Raw genomic sequence first — 23578 nt, forward strand, 5'->3', positions numbered from 1 at the left:
CCATGATGGACGAAATTCACGACGCGGCCGACCTCTCGGAGACGAACTGGGCACCGACTCGCGCGAGTTCCGCCCTCGCGCTCCTCGGCACCGCTGGCGGCGTCGGGGCGCTCGCGCTCGTCGTCGGCGTCCCGAAGGGCACGGCGGTCGCCGCGGCGGGTGCGATTTGCCTCGCGCTCTCGCTCTGGCTGTTGACGTTCGAGACGTGGCGCGTCCCCGCCACGCTCGGGGCCAGCCTCCTGCTCGTCCCGGCGGGTGCAGGAATTACTGCCGGTGTGGGCTACGAGTCGCTGGTCGCGTTCGCGGTCTCCTTCCCGGCCGGGTCGCCGACCCGCGTCGTCGGCCAGATTCTCCGCATCGCGGGGGTGATGGCGGTCCTCTGGGGCTGTACGATTGCGGTCTTCGGCGCGGCGGCCTCGGCTCGGGGCGTGGCCACCTCTCGGTCGGTCTCGAAGTGTCTGGGCCTCGTGACCAGAGTGGCCCTGCTCCCGACCAACTTCTTCATCGCGCTGGCGGGGTACGGGCTGGTCACGAACCTCGAACTCGGTGCCGGGGGCGCGCTGGCGGAGTTCGTCTCGGCGGCGACCGACTGGCTGTTCGCGCCGACCCCCGGCGAGGTTCACCTCCTCCAGTTCGGCGTGCTGGCCGGGGCCGCGACCTACGCCAGCTATCGGGCGCTGTTGGACCTGCCGACCGAAGCACTCGCTGGCGAGGCAACTGTCGGCGACGTGAAGGTCGCCGACGCGCTGGCCGCGCTCCGGCGGAGCCTCGCCGGACTGCTGGCGCTCGCGGCGTTCGGGATTCCGGTCGCGTTCGTCGTCGAGTTCCTGCTCCCGGCCGAGAAGGGACTGGCCCTCCTCCCGGAAGCGGGCCACGACCTGCTCGTGGTCGTCACGTCCTCGGCGGGCCTGCGCGACCTGCTCTGGTGGGTCACGCTCGTCGCGGGGGCCGCGGCGGCAGTCGCCACGCTGGTCCGGCGCTCCTCGCGGGCCTCGACGCGCGAGGTGCTGGTCGGCTACGCGCCCTTCGTCGCTGGCGGCGCGGTCGTCGCTGGCGTCCACGTCGCTCACGGGCCGATTCTCCGGGGACTAATCGGCTTCGTGGAGAGTCGGCTCGAACCGCCGCTCGCGGGGCGATTCGCCGACCTCGCGGACGGCGTGGTGTCGTTCTACGGCTCCGAGACGGTCGTCCTCGGACTGATGGCGGGCGTCCTCACGCTGGCGGTCGGCGGCGTCTTCGCGCTCTGGCTTGCCTTCGCGGCCGGGTTCGTCTCGGACCGCGTGGCCGGACCCTCGCTGGCTGGCGGCGGCCTCTTCCTCGCGGCGGCGTTCGCCGGGACGGTCGACGCGCCGTTTTGGCTGGTTCTCTCCGGATTGGTCGTCGCGCTGATGGTCTGGGACGCCGGGGAGTTCGCCGCGACGCTCGGCTCGGAGGTCGGGCGGCGCGCGGCGACCCGCCGGGTCGAACTGCTCCACGGCCTCGGCGCGCTCTCGGTCGGCGCGGTCGGGGTGCTGGCGGCAGGGGCGCTCTCGCAGGCCGTCTTCTCGGGGGGGAGTTCCGGCGTCTCTGGCGGGGAGTTGGGCAATCTGTCGGTCGCGCTGTTGGGCGCGGTCGCTGGCGTGGTGCTGCTGGTGATGGCCCTGCGATGAGGAGTGTCGCGTGCTTTCGGTGAAATCCCTCCTCGGCGTCTCCCGCGGTCGTTTCCCGACGCGATTTAGATGTATATCCCCCGCCGAGCGCCGGGGGTTATACACGTACCTGCCAAGCCTATGCCCGCGTCTCCGCTACGGTAGGGTGAACGAATCATGACCACGACCGTCCACATCTCAGCCGAGGAGTCCGCCGCCACGACCGTCGTCGAAGCAGTCGCCGACGAGACCGGACGCGACCCTATCGACCTCCCGACGCTCTACGACGTGGTAGACCCCGACGCTCTCAACCGACTGGTCGGCCCCACGCGACCTGACCGCGAACCGAACGTCACCGTGACGTTCGCCATGGCCGGATGCCGCGTCGAGGTCACGGACACGGGCGAAGTGGAAGTCGAGTGCGAGGAGCGCCGCGAGGCTCGCTCGGACGCCGCGCGAACCGAGGTCCCCGGACGCGAGGCCGCCGCGGCCGAAACCTCCGGCGCGGTCGAGTCGTCTGCCAGCGGGTTGGCGTTCGAGGGGTCCCGATGACCTCGGACGCAGACCAGCGCCGCGAGTCCTCCTCGCGCTACCGCACCATCGAGTTCGAGGACGACGACGCCGACACCATCACCATCGTCCAAGACACCGAGAACGACCGGGCGTGGATTCAGTCCACGCTCGCGGTGCCGGTCGAGCGGTAGTCGGAGTTCTCGCCCGAATGGGGACGGGCCGCGACGGTTCCGCCGCGGCCCGTCCCGCCTCTCCCATCGCGGGGCTTCCGACGCTTCTCCCACGATTCTCCCGTCGTGGGGGCTTTCCCATCGTAGACTTTCCCCGCGACTCTCCCGTCGCGGCCCTTCCTCAGTTCTCCTCCAGAACCCTCGCAGAGACAACTAATCATTTCTTAAGCAACTGAGAACACTCCCGAAACAGTCTTCTACGTTTCTCTCGGCGCTACGCGGACGACGATTTCACCGCCGGAACATCGACCCGCTCCAGCACGTCCGCGACCACCTCGCTCCGGTCGGCCCCGCGGACGCTGGCCTCGTCGGTCAGCACGAGGCGGTGGGCGAAGGTGGGTTCGGCCACGCGCTTCACGTCGTCGGGGACGACGTATTCCCGCCCGGAGATGATGGCGTTGGCGCGGGCGGCCTCGAAGAGGCGCTGGATGCCCCGCGGGGAGACGCCGACCTCGACGCGGTCGTCCTGCCGGGTCGCCCGACCGAGCGCGACGACGTAGTCCCGTATCTTGGAGTCCACGCGGACCGATTCGAGGACGCGCTGGATTTCGGCCACGTCGTCGCCCTGCAGGACCGACCCGACGCTGGGCGACTTGGCGGTCCGGTCGGCCCGGCGGTCCACCAGTTCGCGCTCGCCCTCGAAGTCGGGGTAGCCCATCGTCGTCTTGACGATGAAGCGGTCGCGCTGGGCCTCCGGCAGGCCGAAAGTCCCCTCCTGCTCGACGGGGTTCTGGGTAGCGAGGACGAAAAAGGGCGTCGGGAGTTCGTGTGTCGTCCCGTCCACCGTGACCTGCCCCTCGCCCATCGCCTCCAGCAGGGCGGCTTGGGTCTTCGGCGGCGCGCGGTTGATTTCGTCCGCCAGCACGACGTTGGCGAAGATGGGACCGGGCGAGAACTCGAAGTTGCCGGTGCCCTCGTCGTAGACGTTCGACCCGGTGATGTCCGCGGGAAGCAGGTCGGGCGTGAACTGGATGCGCGAGAAGGTGAGGCCGAGCGCCGACGCGAAACTCCGGGCGGTCAGGGTCTTGCCCGTCCCCGGCACGTCTTCGAGCAGGACGTGCCCGCGGGCCAGAACGCCGGTCAGAACGGTTTCGAGAAACTCCTCGTCGGCGATGACCGCGGAGCTAACGGCGTCGAGGACGCGCTCGCACCGCTTGGTCGCCGTGGACTGGTTCATGCGTGGAAGTATTAGCGAGCGATAAAGAAGGTTCGGCCTCGCGTTCGCCCTCGGCGAACTATAGCCAATCGGGTTCGGGCCGATGGTCGAACTCCTCGACCCTCCGAACGTCGTCCGGTCGGTCCATATTCTCGTACAGTTGATACAGAAGCGAGATGCCGTCGTAGGCCCCGACCGACTGGAGGAGTTCGATTCCGTACTCGGTCACGGCGTAGAACGTCCGAGGAATTCCCTGCCTACGCTGTTCCTCGGCGACGGTGAGCTTCGCGGTTATGGGTCGCTCGCGCTCGGTCATCTCTCGGAGGTGGTCACGAATCGTGCTTTCGGACGTGTCGGGATTCCTGAAACTGAGTTCCTTCGGACTCAGCGACCCCCAATCGGTAGCGAGAATCTGCTGAAGGAGTCGGAGTCGAGTCGGTTGGAGGACGTACCTGAAGTCGGCGAGTCTCTCTTCGTCGTAACTGGGTGTCGGCACGCCTTCGCTGTCGGAGTCGTCAATATCTACAACCGCTCGGACGGCCGAATCGCTCCCGAAGTCGAGTTCACGTTCGTCTTCCGGTCGGAGACTCCTCGGCTCATATCGGCATTTACGACTACGCACGTTATAGGTATTTCGACACCCGTCGCAAGACACTATAGTCTATTTCGGTTAGTTTACTACGGCGGAATCGAGCGTGTCGATACGGGAAAACAATCGACGTCGTTGCCAGACCATTTGGCGGACGGACCGACGCTCGAAGAAGCAGCGTTCCTGTTTGGGGACTTCGCGGTGAACGAAATAGCCGCGGTACACGATGCAGTTACACGACTCAGTTCCGAACTCGACTACCACGTCCGTCCGGACGCGACTCGGTACTTCGTTCTAGGGAACTACGACGAACCGCAGAAACGGCGTGTCCGTAGCGCGGCGGGGATGCTCGAACAGTACAATCCGGAGAGCATCGCTTTTCTACTCGAAGACCTCGACCCGACCGAAGACGACTGGGAAAACTTCTATCTGCAATTCCGGTACGCACTCACTGTAACGGACTTCGTGGTTTTGGTCGCCGAGGACAACGACGGCGGACACGAACTCGAACTCGGCGAAGTTCCGCTCGAAGATACGTACGTCATCAAACGGGATTACGGAAGTGCAAGGAGAAAGCCCGGTCGTTCAGGACGGGGATGAAGCCGACAAGTCATCTACAAACCACACTCGACGTGCCGAACGGATGTTTTAAGTGATCAGTCACCGTAATACTATTCAACCGAGGCGGCCTGCCCGCCTCTCCTAATCGGACAATATCGGGAATTCCCCGATTCCACGCAGAAGACACCCTCTTCTGTCTCAGGAATCAGGGTGTGGTAAGCGAAAGTATCTCTGAATCCCATGCCGGGATAGGAGTAACGGCTGATTGGCACAGCCAGTAGCTGTCCAACGTGGCGGCTACAAACCGTAACCATCCCAATCCAGCGGTGCGGTGCCGTGGGAATCCTCGCCCTTCAGGGCGGGGAGGATGTCAAACCTCGGCCTCCATCGGTGACGACCTCGAACGGGAGAAGTACGACGCGATGATGGCGAAGCTCTGTAATCTCATGGCGCGCAACAACCGTCTGTTCGAGTGGACTACTGTCGAATCGCTCGTCGAGGCGGTGAAATCTGTCGCATCGAAAACGCGGTAGTCGGCTACGTCTCGACTTGCAACTCCTTCGACCGACACCCCCTTGCCCCTACCACCCGAAGCCCCGGCCATGCGTCGAGTCGGTCTCCGCGCGCTGATGGTCCTCGTCGGGTTCGGCCTGCTGGTGGTCTACGCCGGAGTCGCCTATCTCGGCTACCGACTGCTGGCGGCGGTCTGGCTCGCCCGAGGAGACCTGCTGACGGTCGTCGTCTGGACCACCGCGCTCACCGCCCTGCTGGGCTACCTGAGCTACCGGTTCGGCACGGTGCAACTCCTCGCGCAGGTGGAGGCCGCCGACTTGCCCCGGAGCCGAGCGCCCGGCGTCCACGCCCGACTCGACCGACTCGCCGAGGAGATGGACGCCGGGCGGCCCCGACTGCTGGTGGGTCGCCTCGGGTCGCCCAACGCGATGGCGCTCGGCGGGGTCCGGGGCGGGGTCGTCGTCCTCGACCGGTCGCTGTTCTACCTGCTGTCGGCCGACGAGTTGGAGGCCCTGCTGGCTCACGAACTCGCCCACCTCGAAAGCCACGACAGCCTCGTCCAGACGGTGGCCTACAGCGCCGGGCAGTCGCTGGTCTGGCTCCTCGTCACGCTGGCGCTCCCCTTCGTCGTGGTCGGGGCGGGCCTGCGCCGCGCCTTCGACTGGATTTCGGGCCGACCGCCAGCAGACGCGCTCGCGCCGGTCTCGGCGCTCCGCAGGCGCATCGGACAGGTCGTGATGTTCGGGTTCGTCGCGCTCACGCTGGTCCTGCTGGCGCACTCCCGGCGACGGGAGTTCGCCGCCGACGAGCGCGCCGCGTCGATTACGGGCAAACCCGTCGAGTTGGCCCGCGCCCTCCGGAAAATCCAGCGCGCGACGGAGCCTCGCTGGACGATGGTCTCGCCCCTGCAGGTCAGCGGCGACGAGGAGGGCGCGCTGACGCGGCTCCTCTCTACCCACCCCGCGATGGACGACCGAATCGACCGCCTGATAGAGCGCGCCGACAGCGAGCGCGGCGCGATTTCCATCGAGATTCGGTAGTTCGGCCCTCGCGGCGAAGTCCGGACAGCGCATCCGCCACATCTGTTTAGAGATTATCCTCCTGTCTTTCGAAGCGAAATGCGATCTTCTGTAGGGTAAAGCGTCCGTTTCAGCCTCCACAAGGCGTTTAGCCTCACTCGTCGGCAGTCTCTGCATGGCCCCGAATCGCAGGCAGATGCTGGCCCTCTCGAACGCTCTCGCTGGCAGTCTGCTGGCCGGATGCACCGGTACCTCGCCCGCACCCCAGACACAGCGCGAGACCACCGAGACGACGACTGACGTTCGGTCCGACGACGCGACCGCGGAGGACGCGCCCGATTCGCCCGACTCTCCGGCCGAGCGCGTCGCGGCCGGAAACACGGCGTTCGCGTTCGACCTGTTGAATCGGCTTTCCGAAGCGTCGCCGAACGAGAACCTCTTTTACTCGCCCTACAGCGTCTCGGTGGCGCTGGCGATGACCTACGCCGGGGCGGGCGGCGAGACGCGCCGCGAGATGCGCGAGACGCTCCACTTTCCCCAGGAGGGCGTCCATCAGGGGTTCCGACGATTGCGGGACCACTTCGCGCAGTACGAGGCGTCCGAGACGACAGGCGCACCCGAGGTCTCGGAGACGCCGGAGACCACCGACCGGAACGAATCGGGTGGCGCGGAAGAAACGACCGCGGAGTACCGCGAACCCCAGCCCTTCCGACTGGCGGGCGCGAACGCCCTCTGGGGGCAGGAGGGGTTCCCGTTCGCCGAGGCCCTCCTCGGGACGCTCGAACGAAACTACGGGGCCGGGCTTCGGGAACTCGACTTCGAGTCGAACCCCGAGCGGGCGCGCCGGGCCATCAACGAGTGGGTCGCCGACCGGACGCGCGGGAAGATTACCGACCTGCTGTCGCCCTCGGCGATAACCGCGATGACGCGCCTCGTGCTGACCAACGCGGTCTACTTCCGGGCGAACTGGGAGACCGAGTTCCTCGAGGAGAATACCGAGGAGGCGACGTTCACCGCGCTCTCGGGCACCCAGCGGACCGTGCCGATGATGTCCCAGTCCGAGACGTTCCGGTACGCCGCGGTTTCGGGCCACCAGCTCGTCGCGCTCCCCTACGCCGGGGCCGACGTGAGCATGGTCGTGTTGCTCCCCGAGGCGGGCGCGTTCGAGGAGTTCCAGCGGTCGCTGTCGGCCGAGCGACTCCGGGAGTTGCTGGGGGCGATGGAGTCCCGGCAGGGGACGGTGCGACTCCCGCGATTCGAGTACCGGTCGAAGTTCGACCTGTCGAAGGCGCTCGCGGCGATGGGGATGCCGTCGGCGTTCGGCCCGGAGGCGGACCTCTCGGGGATGGCGAAGGGCGACGCGGGCGAATCGCTGTCGATAGACGAGGCGGTCCACCAGAGCTACGTCGGCGTGGACGAGCAGGGGACCGAGGCCGCCGCCGCGACCGCCGTGGTGGTCGCCGAGGCGGCGACGACCGTCGAGTCGGAACCGTTCGAGATGACCGTGGACCGACCCTTCCTGTTCCTGATTCGGGACGAAGAGACCGGGAGCGTGCTGTTCGTCGGTCGAGTGACCGACGCCGGGGCGGCCCAGAGCGAGTCGTAGCGCCGCAAAGCGAATCGTAGCGCGGCCCAGCGGGACCGCAACGACGCGCCCAGAACGAGCCTAGCGGCACGGCGCAGACTTTGTTAAGTGCGCACAAGTGCCACATCTGGCCGCATCGGTTATTCGGCTCGAAGAAGTAGTTGGGATGGAATGAAACGTCGTACCTTCATCAGAGCGACGAGTGCCGGCGGACTGGTCGGCCTCGCAGGGTGTAACGCGCCGAGTGGAAACGGCGGCGGGGAGACGACGACGGCCGAAACCGAAACGACCACGACCGAAGGCGGCGAGGACGGAACGACCACCGAAGGCGGTGACGGCGGAGACGGCGGCACCCAGCAGGTCCAGATGATTACGGAGGGGAGCGAGTACATCTTCGACCCCATCGGCCTGTTCGTCGAGAACGGAACCACCGTCGAGTGGGTCATCGAGTCCGGTTCCCACTCCTCGACGGCCTACGTCGAGGGCAATAGCTCGGCCAGCGTGACTCGGATTCCCGACGAGGCAGAGTCGTGGGACAGCGGCATCCTCTCCGAGGAGGGCGCGTCGTTCAGCTACACGTTCGACGTGAACGGGACCTACGACTACTTCTGCACCCCGCACAAGGCGCTCGGGATGATAGGCCGCGTCGTCTGCGGCGAACCCGGCGGCGTCGAGGGCGACCCGCCGGACGGCGAACTGCCCGCCCCGCAGGAAATCGTCGACCAAGGGTCGATTCCCTACGACGACTTCGCTGGCGGCGGCAACGGCTAATCGTCGGGAAAACGAGGCGCGGGGCCTCCGGAGAAGCGTCGGTGTTCGGGCGCTCGGTTACGAGTCGTCGCGGTCGAGGTCGGCCTCGGTGAGCGCCTCGCGCCACGACCCGAATCGGCGGTGGTAGGTCACGGGGGCGTACTCGCCTTGGTCGTCCATCTCGGCGGCCTTGGGCGCTCGCCCGAGTTCCTCGGCGAGGCGCTCGATTTCTCGCAGGAGTTCCTCCTCGGAGATGCCGTCGTTGGTCTCCAACATCGCCTCCTGTAGCGCCGCCGACCAACTGCCGAATCGGAGCTGGTAGGTTCTGTTCGAGTACTCGCCGTGTTCGGTCATGTCGCGCTGGGTCGGAGGCTTGCCCAGTTCGGTGTAGAGTCGCTGGAGTTCGGCCAGCAGTTCCCTGTCGGGAATGCGCTTGGACCCGATTTCGTCGGGGTCGAGTCCGGCGGCCTCCAGCGCCTCGTTCCAACTTCCGAAGACCTCTTGGTAGACCTTCGGCGCGTACTGGCCCTTCTCGTGCATGTCCACCACGGTCGGCGTCTTGCCGAGCCGGGCGGCCAGCGACTGCAACGCGGACCGAAGCGTCTCCGGAGACACTTGCTGGCTCATCAGTTTCCAGATAGGAGCCAATAGTCTTAAAACTGAGCGTTCTGCCACCTGTTAACTTTATAATGCATGCGCGTTCGACTATCCTCAATCTCTCAAATGATATAATTGCATTTTCAGGTAAGCAAGTATTTATATAGTGGGGCTACGAACGAGCCAATTAAGCACGTGTCATCGCCAGAGAAGTGCCGGTCCGGGGCGGCTTTGGCGGTCCCCCGCCGACGAGTGTGCGTTGCTCGTCGGCCATCATAAAGTGTATGGCCACTTCTCAGGGATGATAACGTGCCGGAAAACGGAGAAATACGAAACATGAAACTAAAAGCACTCTTCGAAGACGACGGCGCGGTCTCGCCCGTCATCGGCGTCATCCTGATGGTGGCGATTACGGTGATTCTGGCGGCCGTGATTGGTACGTTCGTGTTGGGTCTTGGAAACGAAGTTCAACAGACAGCACCGCAGTCAAGTTTCTCGTTTGACTACGATGGTTCCGATTTGACTATCACTCACGATGGCGGTGACACCATCAAGTCGAACGTGTTGTACATTCGGGGATCGGTCGATGAAACCGGAAAATGGCAATCAGTCAGCGACGACGGTGGTACGGGCTATGATGTCTCTGCTGGCGACACCGTAAAAGTTGGTGCTGGCGATTCCGATACAGCGCGTGTCGTTTGGGAATCGTCGAATGGTGACAACTCTGCAACCCTCTCGGAGTGGGAAGGTCCTAACGCCTAATCAGAGAGTCGAACCATGAAACTAAAAGCACTCTTTGAAGACGACAGCGCGGTTTCGCCAGTCATCGGCGTCATCCTGATGGTGGCGATTACGGTGATTCTGGCGGCCGTGATTGGAACGTTTGTCCTTGGACTTGGGCAAAATATCCAATCTACTGCGCCACAGGCGAGCTTCTCATTCGAGTTCCAGCAAGACGCTGCTGCGAACAACAATGCGATTGTCTCCATTATTCACGATGGAGGTGACACTCTTGAAGGTGGCCAACTGACAACGAAGGTCGACGGAGACGCTGTCAGTTCAAGTAGCGACTTCAGCTATAAGGACGGTGACGCGTGGGGTAGCGAAATCGCTGCCGGTTCGACCGAGAAAGTCGTGAAAACTGGAACTGGCACGGACTGGAGCGGAGAGACTGTCGAAGTGATTTGGAAGAGCGATTCCGGCGAGAACTCTGCAACCGTCGGCGAATCGACTGCACCGAACTAATCCGCTTGCGACTTTTTCGATTTTTCGTGCCTCACTTCATCACCACTCCCAAATCTACGCGACACTCCGGAAACAATCCTCTACAATCTTCTAAATCAAACTTCTATTGCTAAAACAAACAAAAACAATTCTCTAAACCTCTACTTCACCACTCGCCAGAAACAGCACGTGGTCGCCTACGTCCTCCACGGCGTCCATCGCGGCGTCGAGCGTCAGCACCAACTCGCGGACGACCACCGCCTCGGAGGTCGGATGCGCCTCGAACGCCGCCGCGAGCGCGTCGTATCAGGCCGTCGCACTCGCTTCCGAGGAGCGCCGACCCAAACCGACCGGTTCCCGAAGGTTAATTTCCTACTCCCCGGTAGTTCGAGGCGTGTTCCCCGACATCGCGTATCTCGACTGGATTTTCGGACGGCCCGAACGCGCGGAGTTCGACCTCGGGTCGTCGGACTTACGCCGCGCGCCCGCCGAACCGAACGAGGTCGTTCCGCCCGCGCTCGCTGGCACGACGACGCCGGAGGAGACCGTCGAGGGCCTCCTCGCCGAGGAGTACGGCGTCGGACCCGAGAACGTCCTCGTGACGGCGGGCGCGACCCACGCCAACTTCCTCGCCGCGGCGGCCGCCCTCTCGAAGGCCGACGCCGAGGCGGCGGACGCCGAGGGCGACGAGACGGGCGGCACCGAGGCGACTGACGCCGAAGCCTCCGCGACCCATCGCGTGCTGGTCGAGAAACCCGGCTACGAACCCCTGCTGGCGACCCCGGAGGGACTGGGCGCAACCGTGGACCGGTTCCGCCGCCCGCCCGAGGAGGGCCACCCGCTCGACCCCGACAGGGTGTCTGCCGCCCTGCTCGAGGACACCGTCCTCGTGACGGTCACGAACCGCCACAACCCGAGCGGTCGGCGCGTCGGCCGCGAGGACCTCGCGGCGGTCGCTCGCGCCGCTGGCGACGGCGGCGCGTCCCTCCTCGTGGACGAGGTCTACGCTCCCTTCGGTGACGAACCGACGGACGGTCCCTTCGGCGGTCCCTCGGCGGCCGGACTGCCGAACACGGTCGTCACGAACTCGCTCACCAAGTTCCTCGGCTTCGGCGGGATTCGCCTCGGCTGGCTGGTCGCCGACGCCGACTTCGTGGACCGCGCCCGGTCGGTCCGGAACCACGTCCCCGCGGTCGCGGAGCCGAGCAGGCGACTCGCCCGCCGGGCGCTCGCCGACGCCGACCGACTCGGCGTCGAGTCCCGCGAGCGCATCCGGGCCAACCGCGAGAGTCTGGCCGAGTTCGCCGACAGCCGCGGTGACCTCACCGAGCGCGTCGAACCCGGTTGCACCTACGCCTTCCTGCGCCACGAGTCGGCCGACGGCGACGAAGTCGTCCGGGCGGCGTGGGACGAAGGCGTGCTGGTCGTCCCCGGCCGGTTCTTCGACGCCCCGGATAGCTTCCGAATCAGTGCCTGCGGGCGACCGAGTACGGTCCGGGCCGGACTCGACCGACTCGGGGGCGTGCTTGACTCGCTCGCCGAGTAGACCGCGAGGTCCGGAAAAAGCACGATGGTGTGCGGGGCGTCACGCCGACCGGACGACTTGCAGTGCGCCCAATCCGACCTGCAACAGCGCGACCATCCCGGCCAGCGTGACGAAAATCGCCCAGAGGACGTTCGCCAACTCGTCGTCGAACACCGCCAGATTCGCGTAGGCGAGTCCCAAAAGTACGCCGACCGCGGCGACTCCCTTCAGTATCCAGAAGTTTCTCGTGACCCAGTTCCCCTGCGTGTCCACGTCTTGATTGCTCTGTGGGCTGTCAATTCCGCCAGACATGTTAGCCATTAGTCACGAAGTCTGAAAAGATCCGTGTCAGTCAGTGACAGGGACGAAGTGGCAGGGGCGAAGTGATAGCGACGAGTTCCGGGCAGCCCCGTCTCTCGAATCCGGGTGTCAGTTTCGGGGGGAGTCTGCCAAAAGTTAAGACCCACCGATACCATCGTTGCCCACATGGACGGAACTCCGCAGGAGATTACGAACTTGGTCGGCCGGGAGGTGTACTCTAACAACGGCGTCTTCGTCGGGGAAGTCGAGGACGTTCGATTGAACGTGGACGCCTGTACCGTCACGGGCCTCGCGCTCGGCGAACTCAACCGCGAGTTGTTCTCGGACGTGGTTGGCGGCGAGAACGGCGTGATGATTCCGTATCGGTGGGTACGCGCCGTCGGCGACGTTGTCCTCATCAACGACACCATCGAGCGCCTCCGTCAGCCAGACGCTGACGAGGAAGATATCGCGGTCTGAATCGGGATTTGGGGATTCGCGGGTTTCGAGGATTTTCGATTTCCGAGTTTTCTGACGACAGATAGTGACTACTGGCAGTTTCGGGGAATAGTTAGTTTAGTTTCCGGAGGGGGGAGCTAGCTACTGCCGAAACCGAGGAGGACCGCACCGCAACCGCCCCGCGACAACCTCACACCTCCCCAGCCTCCTCGCTCGCTCCTTTCAGTCGCTCACTCGTCCACCGTCAGAGGCAAGCTCTGACGAGCCTCACTTCGCTACGCTCAGCGAGACCTCGCACGAGGAGTGCGCGCAGTTCTGCGCGCACTCCCGCGCGCCGGACGAGCGAACGAGCGCCGGAGTAGAAGGTGAGAATGGAAATTCGCCCCGAAAACTACCCGAAGTCCCCGAGCGAGACCTGCCCCTCGGGGTCCGAGTCGTCCGGGTGGTCGTCTGTCGAGTCGTCGGACAGGTTTGCTTCGGAATCGCCACCCGCGTCCGTCTCTTCGCCGCCGTCGTTCATCGCCAACTCGTCGGAGGCCTCGGCCGCCGCGTCCCACTCTCGGGCGAGCGACAACTGGCCGTCGGGGTCGGACTGCTCCATCGCGTCTGCTCTCTCGTCGCCGGAATCGCCGGAATCGCCGGAATCGCCGGAGTCGCCGGAATCGCCGGAGTCGCCGGTTCCGCCCCCCGAGGTCTCCCACCCCTCGCCGAGCGAGCGTTGCTCGTCGTCGCTCTCGGCGACGCCCTCGGTGTCCTCGTCGCCGGACTCCGCGGACTCCCACCCGTCGCCGAGACTCGCCTGCTCGCCCGCCGCGAACGAGAGGTTCGAGACGCGGACGCCGACTTTCCGGACCTCGACGCCGTCGAACTCCGAGAAGAGTTCGAGCGCGACCTCCTCGACCAGTTCCGGTTCGTCCACCGGACCGGGCAAGGACTTCGCCCGGGTGTTCACGTCGTAGGGCGGCGTCACGGCCTTGATACCGATGGTCTGATAGAGCGCCCCCTTCCGGCTCGCGCGGTCGGCCACCGCCTCGGCGAGGGTCCGAATCTGGTCGCGCTTCTGCTCGTCGTCGTCGGTGGCCTCGGTGAAGGCCGATTCGCGCGAGAGGCTCTTGGGTCGGCCGGTGGGCGTGACCTCGCGCTGGTCCTCGCCCCGAGCGCGGCGGTGCATCTCCGCGCCGCGCTCGCCGAACTGCTCGGTCAGTTCCCCGCGGTCGGCCTCGGCGAGGTCGCCCGCGGTCTCGATGCCCAACTCCTTCAGTTCGCGGGCCGTGACCGGGCCGACGCCGTGAATCTCGCCCACGTCGAGGGGCGCGAGGAAGTCACGGACCTCGCCGGGTTCGATTACCACGAGGCCGTCGGGCTTGTCGTGGTCGCTGGCGATTTTCGCGGCCGACATGTTCGGCGCGACGCCGACGCTGGCGGTGACGCCCACCTCGCGGTCGATGCGGTGCTTGACGTGGCGTGCGAACCCCTCGGCGACTTCCCACGCGGTTCGGTCGGTCACGTCGAGGTACGCCTCGTCGATGCTAACCTCGCGCACTACGTCGGCCGAGTCGTGGAGGATTTCCTTGACCTCCGAACTGACCGCCTCGTAGTAGTCCATATCCACCGGGCGGTAGTAGCCCGCGTCGTCGGCCGCTTGCCCTTCTTCTCCAACCTCGGCTTTCCGGGGCAGTCGCTCCAGCGCGGTCGAGATGGCCTGTGCGCTGTCGACGCCGTACTCGCGGGCCTCGTAGCTCGCGGTGGCGACCGCGCCGTGGGTCTCGCCACCTTCATAGCCCATCCCGACCACGACCGGTTCGCCCTCCAGCTTCGGCTCTCTGCGGCGCTCGCAGGCCGCGTAGAAGCAGTCCATGTCCACATGGAGGACGATGGGGTCGGCGTCCTCCGTACTTCTCCCACGAGGGCTCTCATCGGACCAGCGACCCAGTTCACCGTCTCGTTTCGAGGGCTTCATAAGTGCATACCTATGACCGAACTCGGACCTATCACGTCAAGAGACGCATTGGAAATATACCCTGAAGACGTTTCTGATGAACTCTCACCGAGGACGACGAAAACAGCTTCTGACTGGTTTATTTCTTCAAATCCTCGGTGACGGGGAATAACAGTTAGGACATGAATACATAGATCACTTTTTATTTAGTAGGTGTACATCGGAAAAGCGGCCAGATTAATGTGTCTCGTCTTCCAAGAGATCAACCTGGAGGTCTGCAACTGCTGCTAATCGTTTTAATGAATATTCTAATCGTTCAACCATTCTTTTAAGCTTTTTCCGTTCTCTCCTAAATAACTCCTCTTGAGTGTTGGAGAACGACTGAGTCTGGCCATTAAGCACTCTCTCAAGGAAGGCCTCAATATCGTCAATCGGTCGTATGCGTTCGAATACGTCTATAATGGCTTCTCTCGTTTCCTCGTCGGCATAGAGATGGGTACTCTCCTGAAGAACCTCTCGGAGAGATTCAGTATTCAGCAGATGGAAATCGGGTGGAGAGTCGCCGTGAACTTCCACTACCTGACTTGGGGGATTAACTGCATTGTGGAACCGATCTATCTCTATCTCTAACTGACGAATAGCCTGCTGGTATCGATCCTGTTCCACGAACATGGCTTCCATTTGCTCACGGCTCATCGGTTCTTTGCGGTCGTTGATACGGACATAGATTGCAGAATCTCCTGTGAGAACTGGCTTTCTGGTTGCTTCGTGTACCCTTACCACCAGACCAATACGGTCAGTATTAGCACTCGGTGCCTGAATTGGATCGGAAATCTTTGTTTCTACAACAGGGGTAGTGTTTTGAACAAGTCGAGTAACGGACTGCTTCACCTCGTGTTCTGGCGGCTCAAAAGGCGACGGACCGCCATCATCGTTCACACCGAAAACGAGGATACCGCCGCTCGCGTTTGCAAATGCAGTGATTTCGCGTTCTAAACTCCTCTTCCACTTGTCTTTGGATTCTTCGTTTTTCGCATGGAGTTTTTCCTTGTATTCAAGGTACTGACCTTCAGACTGGTTTGAGAGAGAATTAAGTGTCTCCCACGACCACTCATTTACGTCAGTCGGAAAGGGTAGATCCATTACAGTAAGTGTTTTCTTTCACCTCCTAAGGCCTTGCTCTTCGTTGAGTGGTTTTGGTATCAGTAAAATTCTCCGCTACCTACTCCTATTCGAGTACCGATGTATTCAATTACATTGAAGTCCAAGACAGCGAGACGGCTAGACTGAAACGGTGGTCTAACGAGTGAATTTAAAACGCGGACGAGCCGAATTGTCGAACGAAACCCCGAGATTTCATGGCTTTCTGCGGCGCTCGCAGGCCGCGTAGAAGCAGTCCATGTCCACGGGGAGGACGATTGGGTCGCCACTCTCCTCGTCGGGCGTTCCGGGGAGGCGCGACCCGTCGGCAGTCATCGTCCGGGGTTGGGAAACGAGGCGGGGTGAACTACCCCACCTTACTCGCTCACCGCTGACGCGGTTCGCTCGGTGAGGGTGGGGCTTCCTGTTTCCACGACGCGCTTTGCAGATACGGGTGTATCCGCAGGGAGCGCAGTCTCCACAGGCATTGATTCGGAGTGTCCCACTCCTACGTCTTCGAGACCGCGAGAAAGAATGTTCCGCGCCGCATTCGCGTCTCTGTCTGCCTCGAACCCACACGTCGGACACGAATGCTCGCGGACCCAGAGCGGTTTGTCCGTCTCTGTTCCGCACGATGTGCATTCTTTGGTCGTGCCTCGGGGGTCTACGGCAACGAAGTGCGTTTCTTCGCGCTTACATTTGTATTCGAGCATTCGGAGGAACGTCCCCCACGAGGCTCCGGCTCGGTTCCGAGAGTTTCCGGGGAGTTCGACCAAGCCCTTCGCGTCCAAGTCCTCAACGGCCACCAAGTCGTATTCTCGGGCGTAGTAGTTCGACAACTTGTGGAGAAAATCTTGACGCTTCCGCTTCAGGTCGGCGTGGCGTTGAGCGACTGTCTTGCGTTGTTTCTCCCAGTTGTTCGAGCCGTGTTCTTTCCGCGAAAGTTCGCGTTGGGCGCGTTCCAACCGTTCGCGCTCGTCGGAGAAGTCTGGCGACTTGACGGCTGTTCCATCAGTATCGTGTGCGAACTTCAGGATACCAACGTCAATCCCGACGACTCGCTCCGGACTCTCCGGTTTCTCGGGCGTGGCTTCGTCCACGTCGATACCGAACGTGGCGAACCACTCGCCCGTGGGTTCTTGCTTGACCGTGACCTGTTTGATGGTCGCGTTCTCGGGGATGTCGCGGTGGAGGTGAATCGGAATCTCACCGATTTTGCTCAACCATAGGACAGGCCGACCACTCGTATTCTTGAGTTCGAAGCCGGACTGGTTGTAGGTGAGCGACCGATACTCCCGAGGCGATTTCCACTTGAGCATTCCCACAGCACGCCCATTCTCCTTCTGTGCTTTGAGCGAGGAGAGGTTGTCGTAGACGCGCTTGACGACCATCTGCAACACTTTCGAGTGAACGTCTCCGAGGTCGTCCCACCACGATTTCAGGTCGGGAAGCGTCCCCTGTACCTTGTAGCGTGCTGGAATCTCGTCTGCCTCGTTGAGTTTGTAGAGGACGTGGTTATAGAGTTGCCGACAAGTATCGACGTGGTGCAGAAGCGTCTCGGTGAGGGTTTCTGGTGGGTCGAGTCGATACTTGTAGTTATAGTACATCTATGATTCTCGCTCTTCGATAAGTTCGTCCAGTTTCTCTTGGACGAACGAAGAGAGGTTCAGATGGTTGTCCTGAATCCACTCCTCTTGGTCGTCGCGGATAGAGATATTCTTTCGCGTTGTCACAACATACTTTACATAACTTATGTAAATAAGGTTTGTGATTGACGTGGGCCTGTGGGCCAGTCGTCGCAAAGTGTTTAGGAGATGATGACAGCGCTGTATCCCCTCCCTACTGCGCTACTCGGTCGCTTCGCTCCCTGTGTTGCTCGTTGAGGAAGGGGACTTAGCGCCTGAAAACAGTTAAAACTTCAGTTCGGTCGCGCTCGTCCGCGAGTTCGCTTTCTCCCACTCCGGAAAAACCGGCGTCTCAGACGATTTCGCCGTCCCGAAGCAGGTCCGCGACGACGTGGACGTAGAGGACGCCCGCGGTAAAGAGGCCGTAGACCGGCGCGACCAGCGCGAGGCCCCCGACCAGCGCGCCGCCGACCAGCGCGTGGGAGAGCAGGCGATGCGTTTCGAGCGTCCGGGTGTCAACGCCGTCGAAGACCCGCTCCTGCTCGGTGAACGCGAACTTCGGGTCGGTGGCGCACCGCCGGAAGTGCGACCAGTCGCCCGCGTGGTATCGCGCGACGACGAAGTGGTCGAGATCGATGAACACCGAGAGGAGGACGCCGTAGGCGACCAGCGCGAGCGCCTCGACCGGAAAGCCGACCTCGGGGAGCGCCGCGACGAGGAGTCCAGACGCCAGCGCGCCGAGCGTGGCGTGTTCGGGGGACTTCATCGCCCGGGGGTTCGCAGGCCGGGGAGTTAGTTGGTTGGGGTCCTCCCGTCACCCGCTCTCGCTGACCGGAATCTGGACCGCGTCCTCGGGGTCTGGCTCTGAATCGTCCTCAGACCCGGAACCCGGCCGGTCGGGGACCGCCTCGCGCACGGCCTCCGAAATTCCGAGTTCCGGCCCGGCGTCGGCGAGGTCGGACGCCTTCGGCAGGGCGAAGTCCGGCGCGGAGTCAGGCAGGTGGGCGTCCGGCGGGGTGGCATCCGGCAGGCCGACCTCCGGAGCGTCCGGCATCTCGATTTCCTCCGCCACGTCGGGCGTGTCGCGCTCGACCGTCCGGAACTGGCGGTAGAACTCGGCGAAGGTGATGGCTTCCTCCTCGGTCCCCTCGAAGGCCTCGTTCAGCGCCGCCACGTTCTCGCCGAGGTACTCCGTGAGGGCGTGCTCCTCGCCGTACTTCTCGGCGGCGCGGTCGTGGAGGAACCCGCCGACGGCGACTCCTCCGGTGTTGGCGTACTTGACGATAGTGCCCTGATTCTCGTAGACGATTTGCCCGGCGAACAGCGCCGCGCCGAGGTAGTTGGTCGAGATGCCGAGTTTGGTTGCGACCGGCTTGACGACCGTGAGCGGGATGTCGCTGTGTTTGACGAGCCACGAGGCGATGTGATGGGTGGGCATTGAGTGTGTTGGGTAGTGGATGAGGACGGGTTACTGTTGTGGCGGGGTTTGCTCCAAGCATCATGATGTGCGGACAAAGAAACAGGAGGACAGGCTCGGAAGGAATATCTTGACTTGCTCTAATTTTCAAGGTATCACAGGCGGGTCAGCCATCGAGGAAGGCCGTGACGGTTGGTTGTTTTGTCTGTCCCATTAACCAGACAGAAACATTATAGTCAAGCTACAGTCTATCTGGTCTTATGACAGATGAGACCGAGGAGATACTTGATAATGCAAGGACGACACTACAAACGGCCTATCGAGGATACAAACAGTTTCAGCAAGGCGAGGGCCAAACAAAGCTAATCGGGCTTCGGAATGCGGTTGTGTTTGGTCGGTCTGTTACTTTTGTTTTGCAGAAGCTACGGGGGATTTATGGACGGGACTTCGACGAGTGGTATGCTTGGAGAGAGAAGGTATTTCGAGAGGATGAGGTATGCCGACGAATTTCTGAAATGCGAAATGAGATACTGAAGGAGGGCGAGGCGAGTGTTAGTAATTATGCTAAGATTAGTGCAACAGGTCAAGAAATACGGAGCATAGCTCCTCCAGAAGCAAAGTCAATCTTTATCGGCGACCAGTATGGAGGTTCTGGATACACAATCGAAACCCGAGATGGAGAAGAAAAGAAATTCTATGTCAAGATTCCAGATGGAATAGAGATTGAGACAGGACTCCTCATTCCAGAACTCGATAGTCCCGGAGATGCTGAAGACGACATTCGGTACTATATCAAGCTAATGGCTGAGACCGTTTCTGATGCCAGAACAGAGTTCGGAAACCAAGATCAGTAGTAAGTTGCCGGAGTCCAGTCTGTACCGACTCCATACTTCTTTTCTATCTTGGATTTCACTAGTCGGAGATACTCCAATTGGTGCGTCGAGAGAGGTATCATTGGATGTAATCGCGGTACGGGAGCGACCACTGTAACCCGAACGACTGAAAACTGAACCACGGGGTAGGGGTGTTCTTTATAAGAAATCCGCCGCTGTCTGTGGGTTAGGAATAAGTCGATAAGGTAGTGGGGTCGGAGGGATTTGAACCCCCGATCGACTGATATCTCCGGTGTGTGCGCCTCGGAACTCCAGAGGGTCGTCGTCGCGGACCGATGATCAGTCGGCCGCTCGGTATATCAGCTGGAGTTTCGTCCCGGGCGCGTAGCCTCTGGAGTCAGTCGCCATCCCTGACTTGGCCACGACCCCGCAGGCATTCGTTGGTGGATTCTCACTAAAGGGGTTTCGATTTATTCTCGGTCGGTATCTGACCAGTCGCACTCTTGGCACTTCCAGCCGGTGACGAACTCCGTCACGCTCGGCATGTACCCGACCTCCAGTACGTCTTCGCCGCACTCCGGGCACTCGCGGTCGGTGTCTTCGATGGACTCGGCGTCCATCACGTCCTCGCCCTCTATCATCTCGGCGAGGGCCACCGGCGTCACCATGCGACCCTGCACGACGCGGTTGTCGGCCATGTCCTACGAAAGCGGGTCCGGCGGGGTAAGCCTTCCCGTTGCTGGTCGCTCAGACGTTCGGGAATACGAGACCAGTCGGCGAGTCAGGCCGAGCGAATCAGCGAATCGGCCATCGAGAACCAGTTTCGTCGGGTTACGACTCAGTCACAGCCACGGTTCGCGCTCGTCGCCGTCCTCGTTGGGATAACCGTAGCCCGCGTCGGCGGCGTCCGAACTGCTCGACCCGCCCGAGCCGTCGGTGGCGACCGCCTGCGCGACCCCGGTCGGCGCGGGTTCGGTCTCGGCCGTGGGTTCGGCGTTCATGGCCTCGGTGGCGGCAGTCTGCTCGGTGTCGTCCTCAGACTCCTCGGCCTCCTCGGACTCGACCGAGGAGGGGTCGAACGCGAGGAGGCTCGTGACCGCCAGCACCGCCAGCGGGGCGTTGCCGGGCGCGAGGCCGAGCAGGCTCAGGGGCAGGACGCCCAGCGCGACCGCGCTCCCGAAGCGGAAGCGGTCGATGTCCACGACGTCGCGGAGCCACGGCGAGGTCAGCGCGACCGCCAGCGCGAACCCGACGCCAGTCGCGGCGGCCGCGGTGGCGCGCAGGATGAGTCCGTAATCGACCACGGCCAGCTCGAACCCGGAGGGTTGGAAGCTGGCTATCATCCCCAGACCGACGATGACGCCCGGACCGGGCAGGTACTCGCCGATGCGGGAACTCGCCGTCTTCGCGGCGATGGCGAGCATGACCAGCGCGGCGAACCGCTTGAACGTCTCGGGGCGGAGGACGCTCTCGATGGTCGGCGCGAACGCGGCCTCGACCGCGGCGAGCGCGACGATGCCGACGCCGACGGTCAGCACGGAGGCGGCCTGCTGGCGGGGCGTGCCGTCCATCTCGGCGAGGATGACCGCGACGGTCGCGCTCCCGCCGAAGACGAGCAGGCCGACCTGCAACATGCCCGTGACGGTGCTGACGCCCCCTGCGAGGACGAGCGCGGGGAAGATGCCGTCCACCAGCGGGAGGCCCATGACGGTGGCTAACAGCTTCGTCGCGCCGCCTACCTGTTGCTCTAAGCGGAGTGCGACCGGATGCTGTGAGCTACTCATTGGACACTAGCTGGCGTGGCCGTAACCACCGGCCGAGCGGTAGTGATACTCGCGGTACCTACGATGGTCGCCGGTCGAGAGGTTCTCGCCGAAATTCCATCGCCGTCCCACGAATAGATTCTCTACCAGTGTAAGGAGTCCCATCGCAAAAATCGGTTTGCAGGAAACTGCGGAGTCAGCACTCGTCTGACCTGCAATGCGTGCGGCGATGGGACTGGTAGAGTCCATGTTAGACAAAAAACGGGTTTGGAGCATAAACGTTGCGTGAGAGAGAACCCCAATCAACAGAAAATAGTAGATTAAGTTCAAATAGTGAGTCAAAGATATACACCTATGACCACAGTATTTCCACGTTCTTCAGATACCTCTGCTGACATACTGTCGCGGCGAGGGTGTTACACTCTCGGTGGAAGTGTTACACGACCGTGCATATCGGTGTGTGACTGAATGGTAAAGGTTGCAGAATCTCGCAACGTTTTTGACGGGGGGCTACCTTCGCCTTACATGGAGAGAGATTCTGAGCGGACCGGAGCGTTCACCGATAAACTCCGCGTACCGGAAGCGTTGACGTTCGACGACGTACTTCTGCGCCCGAAAGAGAGCCGCGTCGAACCCGACGAGGCCGACGTTTCGACTCGCGTCTCGACCAACGTCGAGTTGAACGTCCCGATTCTGTCCGCCGCGATGGACACCGTCACCGAGAGCCAGATGGCCATCGCCATGGCTCGACAGGGAGGTCTCGGCGTCCTCCACCGAAACATGGACGTGGACGAAGTGGTCGCGGAAGTCGAGCGCGTCAAGCGCGCCGACGAACTCGTCATCCGCGACGTGGTGACCGCCGACCCCGAGCAGACCGTCCGCGAGGTGGACAAGATGATGGACCGACGGGGCGTCTCGGGCGCGCCCGTCATCGACGAGGAGGACCAAGTACTCGGCATCATCTCGGGGACCGACATCCGGCCCTACCTCGAAGTCGGCGAGAGCGACGAGGTCCGCGAGGCCATGACCGACGAGGTCATCACCGCTGGCGAGGACGTGACCCCCCGCGAGGCGCTCGAACTCATGTACGAACACAAAATCGAGCGCGTCCCCATCGTGGACGAGGACGACCGCCTCACCGGTCTCGTCACGATGCAGGGCATCCTCCAACGCCGCGAGTACGGCGACGCCGCCCGCGACGAGAACGGGCACCTGCTGGTCGGGGCCGCGGTCGGCCCCTTCGAGACGGACCGCGCCGTCGCCGTGGACGAGGCCGGTGCCGACGTTCTCTTTATCGACTGTGCACACGCGCACAACCTCAACGTCATCGACGGCGCGCGCGAAATCAAGGAGTCCGTCGAGGCCGACGTCGTGGTCGGCAACGTCGGCACCCGCGAGGCCGCCGAGGACATCGTGGACTTCGCCGACGGCATCAAGGTCGGCATCGGTCCGGGATCCATCTGCACGACGCGAGTCGTCTCCGGGGCCGGAATGCCCCAGATTACCGCGGTCGCAGAGGTCGCGGACGTCGCCACCGAGGAGGACGTGCCAGTCATCGCCGACGGCGGCATCCGATACTCCGGTGACGCCATCAAGGCCATCGCGGCGGGCGCTGACGCCGTGATGCTCGGGTCGTACTTCGCGGGCACCGACGAAGCGCCCGGCCGAGTCATCACCGTGGACGGCAAGAAGTACAAGCAGTACCGCGGCATGGGGTCGGTCGGCGCGATGCAGTCCGGCGACGGCGACCGCTACCTCAAGGACGAACCCGACGAGGAGGAAGAGTACGTCCCCGAGGGCGTCGAGGCCGCCGAACCCTACAAGGGAAGCCTCGAAAGCGAACTCCACCAGCTCGTCGGCGGGATGCAGTCGGGCATGGGCTACGTCGGCGCGGAGACGATTCCGGCGTTCAAGGAGCGAAGCGAGTTCATCCGGGTCTCCTCGGCGGGCCAGACCGAGGGCCACCCCCACGACGTGATGATTACCGACGAAGCGCCGAACTACAGCCCGAGCGAGTAAACGCCCGGAGCTGAGTCAGAATCGTGAGTACGGCGAGAGTGAGGGGTAGACGACCCTGACCACCCTGTCTCGCTCGGTGAGACAGCTGCCATCCTGGCGGACTGAAAGGGCGAACCGCGCGAGGGCTTTCGAGGACACTGCGGTTTTGTCGGCTCCTGTTGTCCCTCTATCCAACTCCGAACATCAACCGAAC

At 62.9% G+C, this 23578-nt stretch carries 26 protein-coding genes and 1 tRNA gene; 13 read left to right on the forward strand and 14 right to left on the reverse strand.

Going from position 1 to position 23578, the window contains the following annotated elements:
• The first annotated feature begins 2 nt into the window (after positions 1-2).
• The 3 genes from EPL01_RS15910 to EPL01_RS21785 all read left to right on the forward strand — a co-directional run bounded on the left by EPL01_RS15910 (position 3) and on the right by EPL01_RS21785 (position 2332).
• Complete coding sequence (locus EPL01_RS15910; protein ID WP_135826258.1) at positions 3-1649, forward strand: DUF7519 family protein; 1647 nt, start codon at positions 3-5, stop codon at positions 1647-1649.
• Between the two features lie 156 nt (positions 1650-1805).
• Positions 1806-2180 carry a DdfA family disk-determining factor gene (locus EPL01_RS15915; protein WP_135826259.1) on the forward strand — a complete coding sequence of 125 codons (375 nt, stop codon included), beginning with the start codon at positions 1806-1808 and terminating at the stop codon, positions 2178-2180.
• Positions 2177-2332 (forward strand): hypothetical protein, encoded by a 156-nt coding sequence (locus EPL01_RS21785; protein WP_168215933.1) that lies wholly within the window; start codon positions 2177-2179, stop codon positions 2330-2332. The genes EPL01_RS15915 and EPL01_RS21785 overlap by 4 nt, the downstream gene beginning before the upstream one ends.
• Before the next feature lie 253 nt (positions 2333-2585).
• On the opposite strand, the gene EPL01_RS15920 is transcribed toward EPL01_RS21785, so the two are convergent.
• Both EPL01_RS15920 and EPL01_RS15925 read right to left on the reverse strand, forming a co-directional pair.
• A complete protein-coding gene (locus tag EPL01_RS15920; protein ID WP_135826260.1) occupies positions 2586-3548 on the reverse strand; it encodes an AAA family ATPase in 963 nt (320 codons plus the stop codon).
• A 58-nt stretch (positions 3549-3606) separates the two neighbouring features.
• Positions 3607-4023, reverse strand: a complete 417-nt coding sequence (locus EPL01_RS15925; RefSeq protein WP_135826261.1) for a hypothetical protein — start codon at positions 4021-4023, stop codon at positions 3607-3609.
• A 240-nt stretch (positions 4024-4263) separates the two neighbouring features.
• Here EPL01_RS15925 and EPL01_RS15930 point away from each other — a divergent pair, with 240 nt between their 5' ends.
• The 4 genes from EPL01_RS15930 (at position 4264) to EPL01_RS15945 (ending at position 8565) form a co-directional block, all read left to right on the forward strand.
• The gene (locus tag EPL01_RS15930; protein ID WP_135826262.1) at positions 4264-4716 is read left to right on the forward strand and encodes a DUF8170 family protein; all 453 of its coding nucleotides are present in this window, start codon (positions 4264-4266) and stop codon (positions 4714-4716) included.
• Between the two features lie 563 nt (positions 4717-5279).
• Positions 5280-6230 (forward strand): M48 family metallopeptidase, encoded by a 951-nt coding sequence (locus EPL01_RS15935; RefSeq protein WP_246045718.1) that lies wholly within the window; start codon positions 5280-5282, stop codon positions 6228-6230.
• Between the two features lie 154 nt (positions 6231-6384).
• On the forward strand, positions 6385-7815 hold the full coding sequence (locus EPL01_RS15940; RefSeq protein WP_135826263.1) for a serpin family protein: 1431 nt from the start codon (positions 6385-6387) through the stop codon (positions 7813-7815).
• A gap of 150 nt (positions 7816-7965) precedes the next feature.
• Positions 7966-8565, forward strand: coding sequence for a plastocyanin/azurin family copper-binding protein (locus EPL01_RS15945; protein WP_135826264.1), 600 nt, complete (start codon positions 7966-7968; stop codon positions 8563-8565).
• Positions 8566-8622: 57 nt separating this feature from the next.
• Here the strand turns inward: EPL01_RS15945 and EPL01_RS15950 are convergent, their stop codons facing one another.
• Complete coding sequence (locus EPL01_RS15950) at positions 8623-9171, reverse strand: homing endonuclease associated repeat-containing protein (RefSeq protein ID WP_135826265.1); 549 nt, start codon at positions 9169-9171, stop codon at positions 8623-8625.
• 306 nt (positions 9172-9477) lie between these two features.
• Here EPL01_RS15950 and EPL01_RS15955 point away from each other — a divergent pair, with 306 nt between their 5' ends.
• From EPL01_RS15955 to EPL01_RS15965, 3 genes are all read left to right on the forward strand, one after another.
• Entirely contained in the window at positions 9478-9903 is a 426-nt protein-coding gene (locus EPL01_RS15955; protein WP_135826266.1) for a type IV pilin domain-containing protein, read from the forward strand.
• Positions 9904-9918: 15 nt separating this feature from the next.
• Entirely contained in the window at positions 9919-10386 is a 468-nt protein-coding gene (locus EPL01_RS15960; RefSeq protein WP_135826267.1) for a type IV pilin domain-containing protein, read from the forward strand.
• A gap of 373 nt (positions 10387-10759) precedes the next feature.
• Positions 10760-11911 carry a pyridoxal phosphate-dependent aminotransferase gene (locus EPL01_RS15965; protein ID WP_135826268.1) on the forward strand — a complete coding sequence of 384 codons (1152 nt, stop codon included), beginning with the start codon at positions 10760-10762 and terminating at the stop codon, positions 11909-11911.
• 39 nt (positions 11912-11950) lie between these two features.
• On the opposite strand, the gene EPL01_RS15970 is transcribed toward EPL01_RS15965, so the two are convergent.
• Positions 11951-12202, reverse strand: a complete 252-nt coding sequence (locus EPL01_RS15970; RefSeq protein ID WP_135826269.1) for a hypothetical protein — start codon at positions 12200-12202, stop codon at positions 11951-11953.
• A 174-nt stretch (positions 12203-12376) separates the two neighbouring features.
• On the opposite strand from EPL01_RS15970, the gene EPL01_RS15975 reads away from it, so the two are divergent.
• Positions 12377-12670, forward strand: coding sequence for a PRC-barrel domain-containing protein (locus EPL01_RS15975; protein ID WP_135826270.1), 294 nt, complete (start codon positions 12377-12379; stop codon positions 12668-12670).
• A gap of 370 nt (positions 12671-13040) precedes the next feature.
• Here EPL01_RS15975 and dinB read toward each other — a convergent pair whose 3' ends face one another.
• The 6 genes from dinB to EPL01_RS16000 form a co-directional block, all read right to left on the reverse strand.
• Entirely contained in the window at positions 13041-14609 is a 1569-nt protein-coding gene (gene dinB / locus EPL01_RS15980; RefSeq protein ID WP_135826271.1) for a DNA polymerase IV, read from the reverse strand.
• Positions 14610-14825: 216 nt separating this feature from the next.
• Positions 14826-15731, reverse strand: a complete 906-nt coding sequence (locus tag EPL01_RS15985) for an AlbA family DNA-binding domain-containing protein (RefSeq protein WP_135826272.1) — start codon at positions 15729-15731, stop codon at positions 14826-14828.
• A 374-nt stretch (positions 15732-16105) separates the two neighbouring features.
• The gene (locus EPL01_RS15990; RefSeq protein ID WP_135826273.1) at positions 16106-17335 is read right to left on the reverse strand and encodes an RNA-guided endonuclease InsQ/TnpB family protein; all 1230 of its coding nucleotides are present in this window, start codon (positions 17333-17335) and stop codon (positions 16106-16108) included.
• Positions 17336-17461 carry a hypothetical protein gene (locus EPL01_RS22505; RefSeq protein WP_255198431.1) on the reverse strand — a complete coding sequence of 42 codons (126 nt, stop codon included), beginning with the start codon at positions 17459-17461 and terminating at the stop codon, positions 17336-17338.
• Between the two features lie 244 nt (positions 17462-17705).
• Positions 17706-18119: a hypothetical protein gene (locus tag EPL01_RS15995; RefSeq protein ID WP_135826274.1), complete on the reverse strand. Its 414-nt coding sequence runs from the start codon at positions 18117-18119 to the stop codon at positions 17706-17708.
• A gap of 48 nt (positions 18120-18167) precedes the next feature.
• Positions 18168-18791 (reverse strand): hypothetical protein, encoded by a 624-nt coding sequence (locus EPL01_RS16000; RefSeq protein ID WP_135826275.1) that lies wholly within the window; start codon positions 18789-18791, stop codon positions 18168-18170.
• Between the two features lie 239 nt (positions 18792-19030).
• Here EPL01_RS16000 and EPL01_RS16005 point away from each other — a divergent pair, with 239 nt between their 5' ends.
• The gene (locus EPL01_RS16005) at positions 19031-19624 is read left to right on the forward strand and encodes a hypothetical protein (protein WP_135826276.1); all 594 of its coding nucleotides are present in this window, start codon (positions 19031-19033) and stop codon (positions 19622-19624) included.
• 228 nt (positions 19625-19852) lie between these two features.
• Here EPL01_RS16005 and EPL01_RS21790 read toward each other — a convergent pair.
• From EPL01_RS21790 to EPL01_RS16020, 4 genes are all read right to left on the reverse strand, one after another.
• Positions 19853-20032, reverse strand: a tRNA-Trp gene (locus EPL01_RS21790).
• Positions 20033-20073: 41 nt separating this feature from the next.
• Positions 20074-20301 (reverse strand): DUF5795 family protein, encoded by a 228-nt coding sequence (locus EPL01_RS16010; RefSeq protein ID WP_135826277.1) that lies wholly within the window; start codon positions 20299-20301, stop codon positions 20074-20076.
• Positions 20302-20445: 144 nt separating this feature from the next.
• Positions 20446-21387 carry a DUF5794 domain-containing protein gene (locus tag EPL01_RS16015; protein WP_135826278.1) on the reverse strand — a complete coding sequence of 314 codons (942 nt, stop codon included), beginning with the start codon at positions 21385-21387 and terminating at the stop codon, positions 20446-20448.
• Between the two features lie 6 nt (positions 21388-21393).
• The gene (locus tag EPL01_RS16020; protein WP_135826279.1) at positions 21394-21615 is read right to left on the reverse strand and encodes a DUF8099 family protein; all 222 of its coding nucleotides are present in this window, start codon (positions 21613-21615) and stop codon (positions 21394-21396) included.
• A gap of 276 nt (positions 21616-21891) precedes the next feature.
• Here EPL01_RS16020 and guaB point away from each other — a divergent pair, with 276 nt between their 5' ends.
• Positions 21892-23385, forward strand: a complete 1494-nt coding sequence (gene guaB, locus EPL01_RS16025) for an IMP dehydrogenase (protein ID WP_135826280.1) — start codon at positions 21892-21894, stop codon at positions 23383-23385.
• The last annotated feature ends 193 nt before the right edge of the window (positions 23386-23578 follow it).

Source organism: Halorussus ruber, assembly GCF_004765785.1.
Lineage (GTDB): Archaea > Halobacteriota > Halobacteria > Halobacteriales > Haladaptataceae > Halorussus > Halorussus ruber.

Bases quoted from the DNA above. Each gene is read 5' to 3' on its own strand.
- EPL01_RS16020 (WP_135826279.1), bottom strand. From the start codon at position 21,615: ATGGACTCTACCAGTCCCATCGCCGCACGCATTGCAGGTCAGACGAGT.
- EPL01_RS15990 (WP_135826273.1), bottom strand. From the start codon at position 17,335: ATGTACTATAACTACAAGTATCGACTCGACCCACCAGAAACCCTCACC.
- EPL01_RS15945 (WP_135826264.1), top strand. From the start codon at position 7,966: ATGAAACGTCGTACCTTCATCAGAGCGACGAGTGCCGGCGGACTGGTC.
- EPL01_RS15955 (WP_135826266.1), top strand. From the start codon at position 9,478: ATGAAACTAAAAGCACTCTTCGAAGACGACGGCGCGGTCTCGCCCGTC.
- EPL01_RS15975 (WP_135826270.1), top strand. From the start codon at position 12,377: ATGGACGGAACTCCGCAGGAGATTACGAACTTGGTCGGCCGGGAGGTG.
- EPL01_RS15910 (WP_135826258.1), top strand. From the start codon at position 3: ATGATGGACGAAATTCACGACGCGGCCGACCTCTCGGAGACGAACTGG.
- EPL01_RS21785 (WP_168215933.1), top strand. From the start codon at position 2,177: ATGACCTCGGACGCAGACCAGCGCCGCGAGTCCTCCTCGCGCTACCGC.
- EPL01_RS15995 (WP_135826274.1), bottom strand. From the start codon at position 18,119: ATGAAGTCCCCCGAACACGCCACGCTCGGCGCGCTGGCGTCTGGACTC.
- dinB (WP_135826271.1), bottom strand. From the start codon at position 14,609: ATGAAGCCCTCGAAACGAGACGGTGAACTGGGTCGCTGGTCCGATGAG.
- EPL01_RS15920 (WP_135826260.1), bottom strand. From the start codon at position 3,548: ATGAACCAGTCCACGGCGACCAAGCGGTGCGAGCGCGTCCTCGACGCC.
- EPL01_RS15950 (WP_135826265.1), bottom strand. From the start codon at position 9,171: ATGAGCCAGCAAGTGTCTCCGGAGACGCTTCGGTCCGCGTTGCAGTCG.
- EPL01_RS15940 (WP_135826263.1), top strand. From the start codon at position 6,385: ATGGCCCCGAATCGCAGGCAGATGCTGGCCCTCTCGAACGCTCTCGCT.
- EPL01_RS16015 (WP_135826278.1), bottom strand. From the start codon at position 21,387: ATGAGTAGCTCACAGCATCCGGTCGCACTCCGCTTAGAGCAACAGGTA.
- EPL01_RS16005 (WP_135826276.1), top strand. From the start codon at position 19,031: ATGACAGATGAGACCGAGGAGATACTTGATAATGCAAGGACGACACTA.
- EPL01_RS15960 (WP_135826267.1), top strand. From the start codon at position 9,919: ATGAAACTAAAAGCACTCTTTGAAGACGACAGCGCGGTTTCGCCAGTC.
- EPL01_RS16000 (WP_135826275.1), bottom strand. From the start codon at position 18,791: ATGCCCACCCATCACATCGCCTCGTGGCTCGTCAAACACAGCGACATC.
- EPL01_RS15970 (WP_135826269.1), bottom strand. From the start codon at position 12,202: ATGTCTGGCGGAATTGACAGCCCACAGAGCAATCAAGACGTGGACACG.
- EPL01_RS15985 (WP_135826272.1), bottom strand. From the start codon at position 15,731: ATGGATCTACCCTTTCCGACTGACGTAAATGAGTGGTCGTGGGAGACA.
- EPL01_RS15915 (WP_135826259.1), top strand. From the start codon at position 1,806: ATGACCACGACCGTCCACATCTCAGCCGAGGAGTCCGCCGCCACGACC.
- guaB (WP_135826280.1), top strand. From the start codon at position 21,892: ATGGAGAGAGATTCTGAGCGGACCGGAGCGTTCACCGATAAACTCCGC.
- EPL01_RS16010 (WP_135826277.1), bottom strand. From the start codon at position 20,301: ATGGCCGACAACCGCGTCGTGCAGGGTCGCATGGTGACGCCGGTGGCC.
- EPL01_RS15935 (WP_246045718.1), top strand. From the start codon at position 5,280: ATGCGTCGAGTCGGTCTCCGCGCGCTGATGGTCCTCGTCGGGTTCGGC.